The organism is Stenotrophomonas sp. PD6 (assembly GCF_049199305.1).
In the GTDB taxonomy this organism is placed as follows: Bacteria; Pseudomonadota; Gammaproteobacteria; order Xanthomonadales; family Xanthomonadaceae; genus Stenotrophomonas.
This window is the reverse complement of sequence record NZ_JBLZQD010000004.1, coordinates 1-17,660: the sequence shown is the minus strand read 5'-3', so window position 1 is coordinate 17,660 and position 17,660 is coordinate 1. Positions and strand designations below refer to the sequence as shown.

Annotated in this window: 18 protein-coding genes; 13 read left to right on the top strand and 5 right to left on the bottom strand. The window is 65.2% G+C overall.

Annotation, left to right across the window (positions count from 1 at the left end):
• Nucleotides 1–820: 820 nt before the first annotated feature.
• From ACOZHM_RS07750 to ACOZHM_RS07735, 4 genes are all read right to left on the bottom strand, one after another.
• The gene (locus ACOZHM_RS07750) at nt 821–1,699 is read right to left on the bottom strand and encodes a hypothetical protein (protein WP_421568658.1); all 879 of its coding nucleotides are present in this window, start codon (nt 1,697–1,699) and stop codon (nt 821–823) included.
• Nucleotides 1,696–2,742 carry an RHS repeat domain-containing protein gene (locus ACOZHM_RS07745; protein WP_421568656.1) on the bottom strand — a complete coding sequence of 349 codons (1,047 nt, stop codon included), beginning with the start codon at nt 2,740–2,742 and terminating at the stop codon, nt 1,696–1,698. Before ACOZHM_RS07745 ends, ACOZHM_RS07750 begins: the two co-directional genes overlap by 4 nt.
• The gene (locus tag ACOZHM_RS07740) at nt 2,735–3,358 is read right to left on the bottom strand and encodes a hypothetical protein (RefSeq protein ID WP_421568654.1); all 624 of its coding nucleotides are present in this window, start codon (nt 3,356–3,358) and stop codon (nt 2,735–2,737) included. Before ACOZHM_RS07740 ends, ACOZHM_RS07745 begins: the two co-directional genes overlap by 8 nt.
• A 517-nt stretch (nt 3,359–3,875) precedes the next feature.
• A complete protein-coding gene (locus tag ACOZHM_RS07735) occupies nt 3,876–4,073 on the bottom strand; it encodes a hypothetical protein (RefSeq protein ID WP_421568653.1) in 198 nt (65 codons plus the stop codon).
• A 393-nt stretch (nt 4,074–4,466) separates the two neighbouring features.
• On the opposite strand from ACOZHM_RS07735, the gene ACOZHM_RS07730 reads away from it, so the two are divergent.
• Nucleotides 4,467–5,240, top strand: a complete 774-nt coding sequence (locus ACOZHM_RS07730) for an energy transducer TonB (RefSeq protein ID WP_421568651.1) — start codon at nt 4,467–4,469, stop codon at nt 5,238–5,240.
• A 12-nt stretch (nt 5,241–5,252) separates the two neighbouring features.
• Here the strand turns inward: ACOZHM_RS07730 and ACOZHM_RS07725 are convergent, their stop codons facing one another.
• A complete protein-coding gene (locus tag ACOZHM_RS07725; RefSeq protein WP_421568650.1) occupies nt 5,253–5,666 on the bottom strand; it encodes a hypothetical protein in 414 nt (137 codons plus the stop codon).
• 304 nt (nt 5,667–5,970) lie between these two features.
• On the opposite strand from ACOZHM_RS07725, the gene ACOZHM_RS07720 reads away from it, so the two are divergent.
• The 12 genes from ACOZHM_RS07720 (at nt 5,971) to ACOZHM_RS07665 (ending at nt 17,518) form a co-directional block, all read left to right on the top strand.
• On the top strand, nt 5,971–6,507 hold the full coding sequence (locus ACOZHM_RS07720; protein ID WP_421568649.1) for a GNAT family N-acetyltransferase: 537 nt from the start codon (nt 5,971–5,973) through the stop codon (nt 6,505–6,507).
• A complete protein-coding gene (locus tag ACOZHM_RS07715; protein ID WP_421568648.1) occupies nt 6,504–6,836 on the top strand; it encodes a non-heme iron oxygenase ferredoxin subunit in 333 nt (110 codons plus the stop codon). Before ACOZHM_RS07720 ends, ACOZHM_RS07715 begins: the two co-directional genes overlap by 4 nt.
• A 262-nt stretch (nt 6,837–7,098) precedes the next feature.
• The gene (locus tag ACOZHM_RS07710) at nt 7,099–7,722 is read left to right on the top strand and encodes a LysE family translocator (RefSeq protein WP_421568647.1); all 624 of its coding nucleotides are present in this window, start codon (nt 7,099–7,101) and stop codon (nt 7,720–7,722) included.
• A gap of 103 nt (nt 7,723–7,825) precedes the next feature.
• Nucleotides 7,826–8,191 (top strand): hypothetical protein, encoded by a 366-nt coding sequence (locus tag ACOZHM_RS07705; protein WP_421568646.1) that lies wholly within the window; start codon nt 7,826–7,828, stop codon nt 8,189–8,191.
• Nucleotides 8,192–8,341: 150 nt separating this feature from the next.
• Nucleotides 8,342–10,639 (top strand): TonB-dependent receptor, encoded by a 2,298-nt coding sequence (locus ACOZHM_RS07700; protein WP_421568644.1) that lies wholly within the window; start codon nt 8,342–8,344, stop codon nt 10,637–10,639.
• A gap of 50 nt (nt 10,640–10,689) precedes the next feature.
• Nucleotides 10,690–11,379: a Fe2+-dependent dioxygenase gene (locus tag ACOZHM_RS07695; protein ID WP_421568642.1), complete on the top strand. Its 690-nt coding sequence runs from the start codon at nt 10,690–10,692 to the stop codon at nt 11,377–11,379.
• On the top strand, nt 11,372–12,085 hold the full coding sequence (locus ACOZHM_RS07690; protein ID WP_421568641.1) for a tetratricopeptide repeat protein: 714 nt from the start codon (nt 11,372–11,374) through the stop codon (nt 12,083–12,085). The genes ACOZHM_RS07695 and ACOZHM_RS07690 overlap by 8 nt, the downstream gene beginning before the upstream one ends.
• Before the next feature lie 299 nt (nt 12,086–12,384).
• Complete coding sequence (locus ACOZHM_RS07685; RefSeq protein WP_421568639.1) at nt 12,385–12,813, top strand: hypothetical protein; 429 nt, start codon at nt 12,385–12,387, stop codon at nt 12,811–12,813.
• A 146-nt stretch (nt 12,814–12,959) separates the two neighbouring features.
• Nucleotides 12,960–15,392 (top strand): TonB-dependent receptor domain-containing protein, encoded by a 2,433-nt coding sequence (locus tag ACOZHM_RS07680; protein WP_421568637.1) that lies wholly within the window; start codon nt 12,960–12,962, stop codon nt 15,390–15,392.
• Between the two features lie 80 nt (nt 15,393–15,472).
• Complete coding sequence (locus tag ACOZHM_RS07675; RefSeq protein WP_421568636.1) at nt 15,473–16,114, top strand: PepSY-associated TM helix domain-containing protein; 642 nt, start codon at nt 15,473–15,475, stop codon at nt 16,112–16,114.
• A 22-nt stretch (nt 16,115–16,136) separates the two neighbouring features.
• A complete protein-coding gene (locus ACOZHM_RS07670; RefSeq protein ID WP_421568635.1) occupies nt 16,137–16,655 on the top strand; it encodes a DUF2271 domain-containing protein in 519 nt (172 codons plus the stop codon).
• Nucleotides 16,656–16,711: 56 nt separating this feature from the next.
• Nucleotides 16,712–17,518 (top strand): DUF4198 domain-containing protein, encoded by an 807-nt coding sequence (locus ACOZHM_RS07665; RefSeq protein ID WP_421568634.1) that lies wholly within the window; start codon nt 16,712–16,714, stop codon nt 17,516–17,518.
• Nucleotides 17,519–17,660: the final 142 nt, after the last annotated feature.

The window sequence follows — 17,660 nt, the reverse complement described above, 5'->3', positions numbered from 1 at the left end:
CGCGCTCCATACTGGGCCCTTTATGCTGTACGCACTTGGTGAGACATGAAGCACCCCCTCAAGAGATCGAGGCCAGCCCCTTGAGCCACGATGCTGAACTGAATCTCTGGGTTACTACCGTAACAGTCGACGAGTATCGAAAGCTCGGAGGCAGTCGGATAGAAAAGCAAAGAATCCGCTAATTTGGATGCAGCGCCTGACATTAGACGTACAGAGAAGTTCTTGACGCACGCAAACCCTAAGTAGTCCTTGTCGTGAAGCCCCAGCGCTCCATCGAGGCTGCCAAGCTTCTCATCCACGCACACAAGCACCTGGTCAACAGCGGCTCGACTAACGTAAGGCAGAACTAGTCCAGGAGCGTTCCGGATATCTTCTGGCCATTCCAAATACCTCTCGACGGTACAAGGGCCAAAATCCTCAACCCGTAACGCCAAACCCGTCGCAGAATTAATTGACCCAACCAGTGCCGGAGCATACTTAGCACGCAATGCTGCCTGCCGTCTGGCTTCGCTTAGTTGCTGAAGTCGGCCCCTCAGCATCTCCTCCCTGTCTCTATCGATCATCTTCTCTCATCGCCCTGGTTCAAAGTCCACTCTGACCTTTGTTTCATTCTGAATTCGAGAACGGCCTCTGGCATCCTTCTGTCTTCGACTCCACCCGTCAGCACAGTGGTTTCCATGCCATCAGCGACCCCGTAGATCCAACGGTCTGAATCTTTATTCGAAGTACACCTGGGCTTTTATCGATCCTGTCAATCAACTGACCCGCAACTCTTGAACGAGGTTCGCAGACTGCTCGGCTGAGCTGGAGGGATTCGCCCTCACTGTCGCACAGGAACGGCATCCTCAAGCAGCGGAAGCAACTTATCGATGAACATTTCGTATGCGCGTATCTGCAATGCGAACTCCAGATCGCTCCCAGCTGATCGATATCGTCCAAATCCCTGAATGATCGGCTCCACGATGTCAATGTACGCACCACTATCGAAGCCCCGACGCAGCTCGTCGGAACATCCGCTCAGGTCCAATCTCGGCATGGCTCCCATCGAGACAGTGGAGACATGGCCCGGCAATGCGTTCACGCGAAGTGCAACGACCAAGCGCCCTTGCGGTCCGCGATGGAACAACGTGGCACCATTTCCTGGCATGTTCAGCTTGCGATATCCAAGCTGGCGCAGAAGTGATGCGTAGATTCTCCTCACGCCCGAAGTGTCCGGTATTGGCTCCGGCGTCAGACTCAAGGCCCCCGCCTCTGCCTTGCGCTCTTCAGCAGTCAAGCGGGAGAGCTCAGGCGACTGCAGCCCCAGCATTTTGGCAACGGTGAATTCAGCACCCCATGATTGGGACGCGATCACGTCCTCAGCGCGGGCATCGCGGTCGCGACCGCGCAACTGTGCGATGGTGATACCCAACTCTGACGTAACCTTCTCTAGAAGTGCCGAGCGGTAACCCAGCATTTCCCAGAGCTCTCCGCCGCGGTGGACCCTCCAGTTTCCGTAGCGTTCACGCAACAGCTCATCCTTCAACAGACAAGCCGTTTCATCCTCATCGCCTACCCTTCCACCGAACGCATGGTTGAGCAGACCTAAACCTTCTGCGTGCAACTCCGACGCCACCCGCTTGGCCTGATAAGCCACGATGGAATAACTGGAAAGCTGCGATTCCACACCCTTGTCACTTGGATTCGAACTGCGGCTCATTTGGAAGTTGCCTCCGGCCCATCGGCATAGTAGATGATACCGGAGGCCTCGCTTTCGTCACCGGGCCCGTAAACGTACGATCCACTGAAGATCACCCCTCCATAATTAACGGGGAGATGATTGACCCACCGGCTTTGCTGGCCTGGGAAGACTGAGCTCCACCTCCCTACTTCTGCATCCTCCCCGAGATCTTTAAGGGCCTGCACATAGCCGAGCAGCTGCGAGGTTGCACGGTTGTTGAGTCCTTTTCTCGCCATATGTGACAGTGGCTTCAGTTCGAAGACCTGCCATTTCGCATTGGGACTATCCCTTATTGCAATGTCTAACCTTCCCTTGTAGTCGCCGACCTTGAGCACGCGCTCGGCTGTGACTTCTGCCCCCTGCAGATCATTGACGATGTCTTGTTGAATCAACCGGTGCGCAACGACCCCTCTCCAAGCCTTGTCCAGACCTGCCTTTACTCTCTTCTCTGCCCCACCCTCGAGGCCGTTGGCACAATGGGGGTCCGAACCGCATTGCCACCGCCCTCCGCTGCGCCTGCTGATATCAAGGGCCTGCCGCCCATCCGGGTCGGTGAAGCGGTAAGGATTGCCATGCGCGTACCCGTACCTCTGGAAGCCCCGACCAGTGGGACCGGCATTGATTGGATCGACGCTAAGGAAGACACCCAGCTGCGGATCGTAGTACCGCTGCTGCATGTAGCTCAGTCCAGTTGCCGAGTCGCTTATATGGCCGGTGTAGGCGGGCCCATCCTGGACCCCCGCACCGATTGCTGCGCCGTACGGCTCGTATTCATAGCGCTCGACCACGTTGCCGTTTACATCCGTCTTAGCCACCACCGAGCCCAGGGCATCGGTATGCACGTACAACACGGTCTGCGTGGTCTGCGCATGAACAGGCAGCGCTGCCGCCATGCCAAGCGCAGCCAAGCACGCCACACCGGCAGCGGTTCCCGTGTGCAGCAGTCGCTTGAGCAGCCCCAGGCATCCAGATGCGCTGTCCATAACCTTCCTCAGTCCATTGGTTTCCATGTGATCAGCCATCGGACTCTCCAATCGTCAGCACCTGCGGCGTAGGCGGGTTCGACCAGGGCGAGCAGCCTGCGGCGTTGCAGGCGCGCACCTGATGCGAGGTGGCGCAGTAGTTCTGGTTGCTGGAACTGACGTTGGTCAATGGACCGCTGTAGGCGGTAACCACGCCATCCTTGAGCAGTTCGTAGGTGGTGGCCCGGGGTACCGCCGTCCACCAGACACTGCACAGAATCCGTATTGGCGGCCTGGCCGACTGGAACTTGGTGTTGGAGGTGATCTGCGGCGTCGGCGGCGGCAGCGTGACCACGATGGTGGCCACGTTGGAGTAGCCGCTGCAGCCAGCCGCATTGCAGGAAAGCACCCGGTAGGCGTACGTGCCGTCCGCCATTCCACCGATGTTGCGTGCGGTGGCACCTTCACGCTGGATCTCGCCCCACCCGCCTCCGTTGGCGCTCTGCTCCAAGCGGTATTCGGTTGCCAGCGGCACCGGGTTCCAGCTGACCGAATAGCTGCCGGTGTTGCTGGAGCCGGGCACGCTCACCGTAGTGCCCTGCGGGGGCTGCAGCGAGGCAACGCTCACCACGTTGGAATAGACCCCACTCCAACCGGCATTGTTGCCGGCACGCACCCGATAGCTGTAGTTGCCGGTGGGTTTGCCCGATACGGCAAGCCCAGTGGCCGCCAGTTCGCTGTAGGCGGCCCACCCGCCTCCGTGCTTCAGTCATATGCAATTAGGCAGCCATCTGGCGATTGGATAGACGCCATCAACCGACTGAGCAGCTGCCGTGTTTTTCATAGCACACAAAGATGGGCCCAGGAACGAATAGAGCGAAACTTGGGTCAATCACGTCACCCATTGTCGCGACGTTCTCACCCTGTCATGTGCTCGACTTCGACGAAAAACCCACACGCTCGGAAGCCAGCCTCGAGCGCCATGGAAGATCGCGCTCCACTCCACCGAACTCCAAGCGCAATATCTGGCTGACGCAGCGCAACCACCCATCAATCCATGCGCTTCCTGCTCGAGTCAGCAGGCCGGCTGAGTGCGATCAGCACTGAACGATGAAGCCACCCTAAACCTCAACTTACACACGGTCGCAGAGCAAGTGCCCGGCTAAAAGCGCACCCATGCCGTTGCTTCAGCCTCATAGACCATAAAGAGCATTCAGAAACTCCTTCCACAATCGAGCAACCTTTTCACGCGGAATGGCACCCATCCAGAGAAGCACGCTGGCGACCACGGAACCCAAAAGCAGTGCCGTCGCCACGACGATTCCGATCCACCCAGGCAGGAAGTAGAACATCCAGACGCCAAGGGCGACCGTAGCCAGAGCCATCAACATGCCAAACGCTGCCCTCATGGCATCACCTCATTCGCCAGTCGCACCAGCACGGCCTTCGCCAGGATCACCCGCGGAACGTCATGGAAGCCCCTATAGGTCACCACATCAATCCACTGATGGGCCGAACCGAACACCCCTTGCCCAAGAGCGCCCACCAGGGTCTGCCCATCGATAGGAAAATCACGTAGCGATCCAGCCATCCGGCGCCCCTTCGTTCCCCGTAGCGGCCCGCCCTCATTGGCTGGCCCGGTTGCGCCGCTGAGGATACGACGAATCCATGCGCGCCTCGGACCCCCGGGATCGTGCCATAATGAGAACCCTTCTCATTCAAGACGTTGCATGTCGCCGTCGGCTGTCCCCACTGCTGCGAACGCCCGGTCGCTCGGCAACGCCGTGCAAGGAACTCGGCAGGACCTGCAACGCACCGTGCACGCCTACCGGCATGCCGCCGTGGTGACCACGCCCACCGCGCCCTTCACCGAGCGCCACGCCCGCAAACTGGCGGCCACCCTCACCATCGCTGCGCACGTGGGTGTTTTCGCCCTGCTGCTCTGGACCCAGGTAGCCAACGTGGCCCGGCTTCCGCCGCCGCCGGCCGAGCGCACCCAGCTGTTCCTCATTCCGCCGCGCGCGCCCGAAGTGCCGCTTGAAGACATCATCGCTCCGACGCCCAGCACGGCGGCCACCGTGCAGCAGCAGCCGCCCGAACCGCCGCGCCCGCTGCCGCCCACGCCGCCACGCGCCGTAGCCAACTGGATAGTGCCGCCGCCCACGCCGCCGCGACCGGTCACCGATGTGCCCGCGCCCCTGCAGCAGCAGGCCTCGGTCGCCGCCGCACCGCCCAGCCCGCCGCTGCCGCCGGGGCCGAGCGAGACCCCGCCCGGCCGCGACAGCTGGGAGGGCCGGGTGATGGCACAGCTGGAACGGTTCCGCCGCTACCCCCACGCAGCGCGCGCGCGCCGCATCGAGGGCGTGGTGCAGATGCGGGTGAGCGTGGCGCGCGATGGTCGTCTGTTGGCGCTGTCTGTAGAGCAGAGTTCGGGTCAGCCGACGCTGGATCAGGCCGCGCTGGACACGTTCCGCCGCGCCGCGCCTTTGCCGCCGGTACCCGATGAGCGCCCCGCGCCGGTGGAACTCTCGTTCCCGGTCGAGTTCTTCATGCGCTGACCGGCGCGCCGGTCACTCCTCCAGCGCCTGCACCGCCCTGCCGATCTGCTCCACCAGCAGCTGCGTGGAATGATCGGGCTGGCTGACATGCGAGCGCTTGGCGGCGGCGTGCGCTTCTTCGAGCAGCGCATGGCGCAGCGCCGGATCGCCCTCGACCTCGGCCGCGGCAAAACGCCTGGCGGCAAGGTAGTACAGCTCCTGTGCGTCACCCAGCGCGCAGGCCCGCTCGCGCCATTGTTCGGCCAGCACATCGTTTCCCAGGGTCGCCTCGTAATGCGCGATCAGGCGCTTGATCGCGACCACATCGCCGGCATCGGCCGCCTCCATCACGGCGGCCTTCTCCCGCCCGGAAATATGGTCGCCCTCATCGCGTGCGGCGCACGCCGTCACCATCGCAACCCACAGGAGGATTGAGAGCTTCTTCATGATCTGCCGCCAGGAGTGAAAGAGTGCTGCCTGCCATGCGCCAACTACCGGCGCGATGCGGTGCGTCACAGCGGATGGGCAGCCGGCACATCGTAGGGATTTGACCCGGCGGCGGCTAACGCACTGTCCCTATGGCTTTCCGGGCCGTGATTCACAGGCCGCTATATTTCGCCAGATTCCGTACATCATCGGAAAGGATGTGCGGGAAATTGGGCGGATTTCGACATTCCGAACGGCATCAGGGCCACGACGCGGCGTCCCGAATCTCCTCCACACCCCGCCCCCACCGCCTTAGAATGTCGCCATGAGCACCCTGACCTTCCGGGCGGCCACCGCCGCCGACATCCCCGCCCTGATCACCCTGGTCACCTCGGCCTACCGTGGCGACGCCAGCCGCGCCGGCTGGACCACCGAAGCTGACATGCTCGATGGCGCGCGCATCGATGCGCAGGGGCTGCAGGCCGACCTGGCCCGCCCACGCAGCACCATCCTGCTTGCCGAACGCGACGGCCAACTGCTGGCCTGCGCGCACGTTGCCGACGACCACGGCAAGGGCTACTTCGGCATGTTCTCGGTGGACCCGGCCCAGCAGGGGGGCGGCATCGGCAAGCAGGTGATGGAGGCCGCCGAGGCCCACGCCGCGCGCGAATGGGGCGTGCCGGTAATGCAGATGACGGTGATCGACATCCGCGACGAGCTGATCGCCTTCTACGAGCGCCGCGGCTACCAGCGCACCGGCATCAAGAAGCCGTTCCCGTATGGCGATGAACGCTTCGGCGTGCCCAAGCGCGACGACCTGCGCTTCGAGATCCTCGAGAAGCCGCTGGCAGCGCACGCATGAGCGAGACCTGGACCTTCGTCTGCGCCACGGCCGAGCTGCTGCCCGGCGAGATGAAGAGCACCTTCGACGAGGTGACCGGCACGCCGATCGTGGTGTTCAACCTGGACGGTGAGCTGTACGCGCTGGAAGACCAGTGCACGCACGAGGAGTTCGAACTCTCCTCGGGCACCTTCGATACCACCGAAGGCAGCATCGAGTGCGTGCTGCACAGCGCGCGCTTCGACGTACGCGACGGCCGCGCCCTATGCGCGCCGGCCTATACGGCCGTGCCCAAATTCCCGGTGAAGCGCGAATACGACGGGGTCTGGACCCGCGACGACCGCGATTGAGCATGACGGGAGCAGGGCGTGCCCCTGCCCTGCCCCGGGTGGCGCTACCCATGGCCACTGAATTCAAGAGTGGCCTCGTCGCTCCCAGGCGCGTTCGGCGTGATCGACGGAATCTAAGTTCGGTCGATTCTTGCTGTTCGCGATAAAGAAAAGCTCTGATCAACTCCATCAAAACCGTGCTGCAGTGCCGACCACCTGTCGGCACTGTCGGGGACAATTGCGGCTCCAAACTGCCGGTCGACTCCATATCTTGAATACCGCAATGGTGGTCACCTACATCCTGACTGTCACTCTTCTGATAGCAACGCCGGGGCCCGTCGTCGCATTGGTAATCAATACGGCAAGCACTGCAGGGCCGAGGAAGGCGCTCTCCACCGCGATAGGAACCAACCTTTCATCGCTGGCATTGATTGCCATTGCCTCATACATAGTCCTCACAAGCGCAGCCATCAGCCCCGTTTTCCTGGGCATTTTTGGCTTGCTCGGCTGCTTGTTCATAGGGTATCTGGCATTCGACGCGCTAGCCGCCCGACCCGATCCAGAGTTGATTGAAAGCCGCACAGGCAGCTCGATGCATGGCGGACTTTGGCGCGGAGTCCTTCTGGGGATCTCAAACCCCAAGGACATCATTTTCTTCATCGCATTTTTTCCGCAGTTCATTCATGCCACACCATCGCCGGAACACAGCCTGCTTCTACTATCGCTGCTGTGGGTCGTGATCGATTTCCTGATCCTGGGCGCCTACATTCTGGTTACCAAAAAGATGGAGAGCTATCTCAGTCAGCGTTTGATCTCCAGATGCTCGGGAGCAGCCTTGCTACTGGTGGCACTCTTGGGAACGATCTACAACACCCGCGACCTTCTGCGCGTGCTTTCGCTGAATTGATTACGGCCTCGGCACCCCACCTGAATGGGGATATTTTGAAAACGCGAATTGTTAGCATTACCATAGGCGTTGCGGCCACCCGGTCGCGCCTGTCGGATCCTGCGTGTCTGCCAACCGTGCCATCGTCGGTGCCCTCGCCCTGTGGGCCACGCTCTGCGTGGTGCTGCTGGCGTGCGTGTCGCATGGCCCGGCACGCGACACGCATGCCCTGATCGGGGCCCAACTGCATGCCCCCGTTGCCGGCACGCTGACCCTGCCGCCTGTCCCAGCGCCGGAAATGCCCGCGCCCGAGACGGCTGCCGCAGACACCTGCCCAGATACCGAGTCCCCCAGCCCGCTTCCGGCTGCCCGCGTGCGCCGCACGGCGTGGGTGGCCCGGGTGCCGCTGTGGCCGGCCGATGCGCTGCGCTGGCAGCGGCTGGAACCGTCGTTGCGGCTCAACCCCGGGCACGCCCCTCCGTACGCCTGATCCCGGCGTCCACGCCCTGCGTGGATGCCCGCCGTGGCCGTGCCTGCGCGGTCGCTGTTTCGCCTCTGCTACACCCCTTGTCTGTTCACTTCCACGCGCCGTGACCGCCTGCCAGGCGTCCGGCTACCGTCCGCACATCCAGGAAACTCCATGACCGTCCGTCCGACCCCGCTGTCGTCCGCGCTGCTGCTCGCCATTGCCGCCCCTGCCCTCGCCCACGCCGAAACCGACGCTGCCAACGAGCCGCAGCGCGCCACCGAACTGGACGGCGTTGATGTGCATGGCGAACGCGTGCGCCCGCAGTCGTCGAAGTTCACCGCGCCGCTGCTGGATATGCCCAAGTCGGTCAGCGTGATTTCCCAGCAGGTGATCGAGCAGACCGCCGCCACCACCCTGCTCGACGCACTGCGCACCGTGCCGGGCATCACCTTCGGTGCCGGCGAAGGCGGCAACCCGACCGGCGACCGGCCGTTCATCCGCGGCTTCGACTCCGCCTCGGACATCTACGTGGACGGCCTGCGCGATGCCGGCAGCCAGACCCGCGAAGTGTTCGCGATCGAGCAGATCGACGTGGTCAAGGGCCCGAGTTCGGCCTACTCCGGTCGTGGCTCGGCCGGCGGCACCATCAGCCTGGTGAGCAAGACGCCGAAGCTGGACAACTTCGTGCAGGGCTCGCTGGTGGCCGGCACCGACAGCTACCGCCGCGGCACGCTGGACGCCAATGAAGTGATCGGCGACGGCATTGCCGCCCGCCTGAACATCATGAGCCACGACGCCGACGTGGCCGGCCGCGATGCCGCCAACAGCAGCCGCTGGGGCATCGCACCGTCGCTGGCCTTCGGCCTGAACGGCCCGACCCAGCTGCTGGTCAGCCATTACCACATGGAAACCGACGACCTGCCCGATGCAGGCGGCTTCCCGTACAGCAACCCGTTCACCACCGGTGCCAACGTGGCCCTCAACGGTGACGGCAGCCCGCTGGTGCCGAATCGCGAGGCCTATTACGGCCTGGCCGACCGCGACTTCCAGAAGACCCGCGCCGATATCACCACGCTGAACATCTCGCACGATTTCGGCGGCATCGTACTGCGCAACATCGCCCGCTACGGCGATACGCGCAATGATTACCTGTGGACCCAGCCGGACGACAGCAAGGGCAACCCGAACCTGTACGGCACGCTGTGGCGCCGTAGCAACTCGCGCGCGACCCAGACCGACAGCTTCATCAACCAGACCAGCCTGTCCGGCGAATTCGAGACCGGTGCACTGCGCCACAGCTTCAATGCCGGCGTGGAATACAGCGACGAGAAGACCGTGCGCGGCAGCTTCCTGATCGGCGACGTGGTGCGCCCGAACGGGCAGACCACCGCCGGTACCAACAACCCGATCACCGGCAACCAGAGCTGCCCGACCAGCGGCGCGGCGACCGGCTACAACTGCACCGATTTCGCCAACCCGAATCCGAATGATCCGTGGGCGTCGCTGCACACCGTGACCCGCAGCAACCCGCTCAATGACGTGCGCCAGACCACGCGCACCAAGTCCGCGTACGTGTTCGACACCATCAGCTTCAGCGAGCAGTGGATGCTGAACCTGGGTGCGCGCTTCGACGACTACAAGACCCACCAGTTCGTGCCGACCGCCGCCGCCAACCTGCAGCACCTGCGCAACAACAGCTCGTTCTGGAACGGCCAGGCCGGCCTGGTGTTCAAGCCGGTCGAGAATGGCAGCATCTACCTGTCGTGGGGCACCTCGTCCACGCCGGTCGGCGTTGACGGCGGCGACGGTGCCGACGGCATCAGCGCCACCATCCAGGACCTGCAGCCGCAGCGCAGCCGCAACATCGAGCTGGGCACCAAGTGGGACCTGTTCGATGCGCGCCTGTCGCTGACCGGTGCGATCTTCGAAACCGAAATGACCAACGCGCGCGTGACCAGCGATGCGGGTACCACTCAGAACGCCGGCCGCAAGAAGGTCAAGGGCGCCGAGATCGGGTTCAGCGGCACCGTGCTGGAAGGCTGGCAGGTGTTCGGTGGCTACACCTACCTGGACGCGGTGGTGGAAGACAACGGCTTCGTCAACACCGGCACGACCGCCGCGCCGATCTGGTCGCCCTCGCCGTTCAACGGCAACCAGTTCCCCAACACCGCAAAGCACAGCGCCAGCCTGTGGACCACCTGGGCACCGTCGTTCGTGCCGGGCCTGAGCCTGGGCGTGGGCGCCAACTACGTGGACAAGGTGTACGGCAACGTCAACAACACCAAGTGGGTGCCGTCCTACACCCGTTGGGACGCGATGGTCGGCTACCAGTTCAACCCGCAGTACAGCCTGCAGTTGAACGTGCAGAACCTGGCCGACAAGACCTACTTCACCAAGGCGTACGCTTCGCACTACGCTGCCATCGCGCCGGGCCGTTCGGCGACGCTGGCCTTCAACTTCAAGTTCTAAGCGATACGTCCTCCTCCCGCGCTCCGGCGCGGGAGGAACTGGAGCCGATCATGCTGCTGCACATTCCCGACGTCCTCACCGCCGAGCAGGTTGCGCTGGCGCGCAAGCAGCTGGCCACCGCCGGCTGGACCGACGGACGCCTCACCGCGGGCTACCAGTCCGCGCAGGCCAAGCACAACCTGCAGTTGCCCGAATCCGACCCGGCCGCGCGTGCGGTCGGCTCGGCCATCCTCGATGCGCTCGGCCGCAACAGCACCTTCTTTTCCGCCGCGCTGCCGCGCCGGATCTTCCCCCCGCTGTTCAACTGCTATCAGCAGGGCCAGACCTTCGGCTTCCACATCGACAACGCGGTGCGTTACGACTACAGCGCCGAGGGGCAGCCGCAACCGGTCCGCACCGACCTGTCGGCCACCCTGTTCCTGAGCGACCCCGACGAATACGAAGGCGGCGAGCTGGTCATCGAGGACACCTACGGCAACCAGCGGGTGAAACTGCCGGCCGGCCACATGGTGCTGTACCCCGGCACCAGCCTGCACCAGGTCACCCCGGTCACGGCCGGCGCACGCCTTGCCTCGTTCTTCTGGATCCAGAGCATGCTGCGCGACGATGGCCAGCGCCGCCTGATGTGGGACCTGGACGTCTCGATCCGCCGCCTCACCCACGATCACCCCGAACACCCCGCACTGGTGAACCTCACCGGTGTGTATCACAACCTGCTGCGGCAATGGGCCGATGTCTGAGCCCGTCGTTGCGTTCGATGTAGCTGCGCTGGCCGAACAGTTGCAGCGCGATCCTGCCGCGGCCCTGGGCACGCTGCAGGCCACCGCCCAGCGCGGCGATGCGCAGGCACAGTACCTGCTGGGCCAGGCCTGCATGGAAGGCCGCGGCCTGCCGCAGGACCTGCCGGCCGGCATGCACTGGTTCGAGCGGGCCGCGAATGCGGGCCTGGCGATCGCCATGAACATGCTGGGCCGCTGCCATGAGCTGGGCACCGGCACCGCGGCCAATCCCGCGCTCGCGGCGGTCTGGTACCGCAAGGCGGCGGGCGAAGGGCTGGACTGGGGCATGTACAACCTGGCCAACCTGCTGGGCACCGGGCGCGGCGTGGCCCGCGATGCGCCGGCGGCGTTCGCGCTGTACCTGCAGGCCGCGCGCCTGGGCCATGCCAAGTCGATGAACCTGGTGGGCCGCTGCCTGGAGGACGGCATCGGGGTGGCCGCCGACCCTGCCGCCGCGCCCGCGTGGTACCGGCGTTCGGCCGAGGCCGGCGATTTCCGCGGGCAGGCCAGCCATGCTTCGCTGCTGCTGGCGGCGGGTGATGTGGATGCGGCGGTGGTGTGGCTGCAGAGGGCGCTGGCGCAGGGCAGCGCTTCGTTTTTGGCGCATATACGACCGACGTTGGCCGTGTCGCCCCATCCGCAGGTACGGGCGCTGGTGCAGGGCTGACATTCTGCACAGCCACGCATGGCGTGGCTCTACGTTGGGTGCACAGCCACGCATGGCGTGGCTCTACGTGGGGTGCGCAGCCACGCATGGCGTGGCTCTACGTGGGCTTGCCCAGCCACGCATGGCGTGGCTCTACGGGACGGTGAATCAGACGTAGAGCCACGCCATGCGTGGCTGGATGTCCGATTCGCGCATCGAACCGCCGGATCCTGTAAATCATTCCTATTTGCGTTTGTTACAGGCGCTCTCTACAATCCCCGCCGCGTCGGACCTCCCGGCGCGCTTACCGGGATTCCAACTTGCGCCACCCCCACCGCCACCGCAGCTTTGCCCCCGCCATGCGCGGGCAGCGTCCTGCGTTGGCGACGGTGCTGGCCTGGCTGGCCCTGCTGTCGGTGTTGCTGGGCGCCCTGCCGCTGCTCGAGCAGCGCCTGCCCGGCACTGCCGCGCTGGTGCTGCAGGTGCCCGCCGAAGAACGCCCCGGCGGTGACCACCGCCTGCAGGAAGAAGCGCCGGCCAAGCCGCGCCGCATGGCCAGCGCACGCCCGGCGGCAACACCGCCGCGCCTGCCGCAGCCGCCACTGACCGAATCGCTTGATGCATTGATGGCCACACTGGACGCGCTGCCGCCGCACGTCGCGCCGTCGATCGGCTCGGCCCCGGCCACCCCGTTGCCGGCGGCGCCCGGCATGCGCGTCCAGCGCGGCCAAGCCCCGCCGCAGGGCTGATTCCGCGCGTCCGCGACGGTGCACCTGCACCTCCCAGCTGACCGCACCGCCCCTGCCCGCCCTGCGGGCCCCCCGCTGATTTCCGATTCCGCTGCGGCCGCCGGCCACGGCGTTCCCGCGTTCGCATCTTTTTCGAGGTATCCCCCATGGCCCAGCGCCATCGTCGTCGTACGTCCCTGTCCCGCTGCACGCTGAGCGTTGCCCTGCTCGGTGCACTCAGCGCGCCTGCCTTCGCCAACGGCGACGCCAGTGGCGCCACCAAGACCCTGGACCAGGTGGTGGTGACCGCCTCGGGCTTCGAACAGAAGATCACCGACGCCCCGGCCAGCATCAGCGTGGTCAGCCGCGAGGAACTGAGCAAGCGCCCGTACACCAGCCTGGTGGATGCGCTGCGCGACGTGGAAGGCATCGACGTCGGCATGGAAACCACCGACAAGAACGGCCGCGCCACCATCTCCATGCGCGGCATGCCGTCCGAGTACACGCTGGTGCTGATCGATGGCCGCCGCCAGAGCAACGTCGGCCAGCTGTACCCGAACAACTTCGGCGGCGGCCAGTTCTCCTACCTGCCGCCGCTGGATGCGATCGAGCGCATCGAAGTGGTACGCGGCCCGATGTCCACGCTGTACGGTTCGGACGCCATGGGCGGCGTCATCAACATCATCACCCGGCGCAACCAGGACAGCTGGCACGGCTCGGTCACCCAGGGCATCACCGTGCAGCAGGACGACCAGTTCGGCGATGCGCGCACCACCGACGTGTACCTGAGCGGCCCGCTGGTGAAGGAGCGGCTGGACATGGCCGTGCGCGGCAGCTACTACGACGCCAAGGCCTCCAACCCGGAATGGGACGACCTGCCGCTGCCCGACGGCACCCTGTGGGAACGCAGCATCGGCTTCGGCGGCGGCGGCAAGGCGGTGGCCAACACCAACTGGAACACGGGCCTGCGCCTGAGCTGGCACATCAACGACGACCACGACCTGTCGCTGGACTACGACGTCTCGCGCCAGAAGTACGACAACAGCGAAGGCCAGACCGGCACGCTGGACAGCCTTGCCAGCCTGTGGCGCGTGGGCAACGCGACCATTCCCAATCCGAACGGCACCGGCACGGTCACCCGCCGCGTCGTGCAGCCGCGCGTGGGCTACACCGCCTACCAGCGCTACGAGCGCGACCAGCTGGCGCTGACCCACCAGGGCCGCTATGCATTCGGCACCTGGCAGACCACGCTGACCCACACCACCAGCAACAACCTGGGCCGTTCGCTGCCGCTGACCCTGGACGAGCGCGCCGACCTGCAGACGCTGTGGAACGACGTCTGCCGCCGCACCGGCGCGGCCAACAACTGCGCCGCCGGCCGCACCAATGCGCTGACCGCGCTGAACCCGGCGGAGCTGGCGCGGCTGGAAGCGTTCCTGCCGCGCCCGCTGCGCACGATGGAGCTGGAAGGCTACGTGCTGGACACGATGCTGGACATGAGCTTCGGCGCGCACAAGCTGACCGTGGGTGGCCAGTACAACGACACCGACATGACCGACGGCGTGTTCGGCATGGACGGCGCCGGCTACCGCGACAACGTGAAGCAGCAACACCGGATGTGGTCGGTGTTCGCCGAAGACAACTGGGCGCTGACCGACACGCTGACCGCCACCGTGGGCGTGCGCTATGACGACCACAACATCTTCGGCAGCCACGTCAGCCCGCGCGCCTACCTGGTGTGGAATGCCAGCGATGCGTGGACCTTCAAAGGCGGCGTGAGCACTGGCTACAAGACCCCGCGCCCGGACCAGCTGTTCCCCGGCGTGACCGGCTTCGGTGGGCAGGGCGTGCTGCCGCTGGTGGGTTCGCCCAACCTGCAGCCGGAAACCAGCACCAACTACGAGATCGCCAGCTACTACGAGGGCGAGCGCTGGGGCTTCAACCTCACCGGTTTCTTCAACAAATTCGACGACAAGATCGCCAGCGGCGGCACCTTCCCGAACTGCGAAGTGGCGCCCGTGGGCAGCGGCTACTGCGTGGACGTCGGCCCGGGCTGGGCGGCGCTGGGCTACAGCACCTTCAGCCAGAGCGTGAATGTCGACACCGCCGAAACGCGGGGCGTGGAAGCGGCCGCGCATGTGGACCTGCTCGACACCCTGCAACTGCGAGGCAACTACACGTATACGAAGTCCGAGCAGACCAGCGGCGTGGACAAGGGCAAGCCCGTAGGCGGCACCACCACGCCGGCCAAGCACATGGCCAATGCCAGCTTGAACTGGCAGATCAGCGAGGCGGTGAGCCTGTCGCTGATCGGCGAAGGGCGTTATGACCGCTACCGCGACACGCTGGTGACGAACGTGGGCGGGGTGAGCAATTCGCAGGTGCGGTACTACGACGATTACACGATCTTCCACCTGGGGGGCAGCTGGGACATCAATCAGTGGCTGACGGTGAACGCGCGGGTGAACAACCTGTTCGACAAGGACTTCGTCTCGCAGTCCTGCGTGTTGATCAGCGACAGTGAGTACAACTGCGTGGACGATTACGCGACGAAGGATCAGCGGCGGAGCTACTGGATTTCGTTGAACGCGAAGTTCTGACCGGAGGGGGGGCGCGACCAATAATTGCGAACCATTCTCATCAATGGTGTAATTCGGTATTCGCCCCCTTCTTTGTGACCGTGGCCACCCCTTCGCCTTCCTCCGCCGTGCAGCAACAGCAACGCCGCGGCTTCTGGCTGCGTACCCTGCACCAGTGGCACTGGATCAGCTCGGCCGTATGCCTGATCGGCATGCTGCTGTTCGCCGCTACGGGCATCACCCTCAACCACGCCGCGAAGATCGAGGCCAAGCCCCAGGTGGTGAACCGCCAGCTGGAGCTGCCCGCCGAACTGCTCGGCCAGCTCGGCGACCGCACCGACGGCAACGCCCCGGTGCCACGCCCCGCCGCCCGCTGGCTGGACCGTGAGCTGGGCATCTCGGTCGGCCGCCGGCCGGCCGAGTGGTCCGCCGAGGAAATCTACCTCTCCATGCCTAGCCCCGGCGGCGACGCCTGGCTGAGCATCGACCGCGAAAGCGGCGCGGTGGAGTACGAGGCCACCTCGCGCGGCTGGGTCTCCTACTTCAACGACCTGCACAAGGGCCGCAATGCCGGCCCCGCCTGGGGCTGGTTCCTGGACGTGTTCGCCGTGGCCTGCCTGGTGTTCTGCATCACCGGCCTGTTCCTGCTGCACCTGCATGCCCGCCAGCGCCGCATGACCTGGCCGCTGGTCGGGCTGGGCCTGATGGTGCCGTTGCTGATCGCCCTGATCCTGATCCACTGACCCTTCCCTTCGGAGCCGCACCATGCGCGTCACCCTTACCATCGCCCTGAGCGGCCTGCTGGCCACCTCGCCGGCCTATGCCACCACGCTGGACATCAACGTCGAAGTGCCCACGCTCAGCGTGGCCGAATACCACCGCCCGTATGTGGCCGTGTGGCTGGAAGGGGCCGACCAGAAGGTCGCCGCCAACCTGTCGGTCTGGTACCAGCAGACCGGGAACTCCGAGGGCCATGGCACCAAGTGGCTGCCCGACCTGCGCCAGTGGTGGCGCAAGAGCGGCCGCACCTTGGATGTGCCGGTCGACGGCGTCACCGGCCCGACCCGCCCAGCCGGCAAGCACGCGCTGTCATTCAACGACAAGCAGCCCGCCATGAAAGCATTGGCTCCGGGCAATTACACTCTGGTGGTGGAAGCCGTCCGCGAAGTCGGCGGCCGCGAACTGCTCAAGATCCCCTTCACCTGGCCGGCCACTGCGCCGCAGACCGGCAAGGCGCAGGGCAGCACCGAACTGGGCCTGGTCACGCTGTCGGCCAAGCCCTGATGTTTCACTGCCCTCCCGGCCGGGAGGGCGCCCCTCACCCGTACATGGAGTTGTTGATGAAGCGCTCGCTCGTCCTAGCCGCCGCCCTGGCCGCCGTCCTTCCGTTCTCCGCTCTGGCCCACAAGGCCTGGTTGCAGCCCTCGCAGACCGTGATCGCCGGTGAAAATCCGTGGATCACCGTCGACGCCGCCGTGTCGAATGACCTGTTCTACTTCAACCACGTGCCGCTGCGCCTGGACAGCCTGGTCATCACCGCACCGGACGGCACCACCGTGCAGCCGCAGAACGCGTCGACCGGCAAGTTCCGCAGCGTGTTCGACGTCGAGCTGACCCAGCAGGGTACCTACCGCCTGGCGTCGGTCAGCAACGGCCTGTCGGCCACCTGGGAAGAAGATGGCAAGCCCAAGCGCTGGCGCGGCACCCCGGCGACCTTCGCCACGGAAGTGCCGAAAAAGGCCAAGAAGCTGCAGGTGAGCCAGTCGGTCAACCGCATCGAGACCTTCGTCACCAACGGCACCCCGAACGACACCGCGCTCAAGCCGACCAAGTCGGGCATCGAGCTGGTCGCCGTGGGCCACCCCAACGACCTGGCCGCCGGCGAAGCCGCGAAGTTCCGCGTGCTGGTCGACGGCAAGCCGCGCGCCGGCCTGGCCTTCGAGATCACCCGTGGCGGCACGCGTTACCGCAACGCCCAGGACGAGATCAAGGTCACCAGTGACAAGAAGGGTGAGTTCAGCGTGACCTGGCCGGAAGCCGGCATGTACTGGCTGGAAACCAGCAGCGAAGACAAGAAGACCTCGCTGAAGCAGGCCAAGAGCCGCCGCCTGAACTATGTGGCAACGCTGGAAGTGCTTCCGCAATAAAGGCGCGTCCGGCCATAGGCCGGTCCTGCTCGTAGCGCCGGGGGGGGGGGGGGGGGGGGGGGGGGGGGGGGGGGGGCGGCGGCGCCGGGGGGGGGGGGGCCGCCGGGGGGGGGGCCCGGGGGGGGGGCGCCCCGCCCGGCGC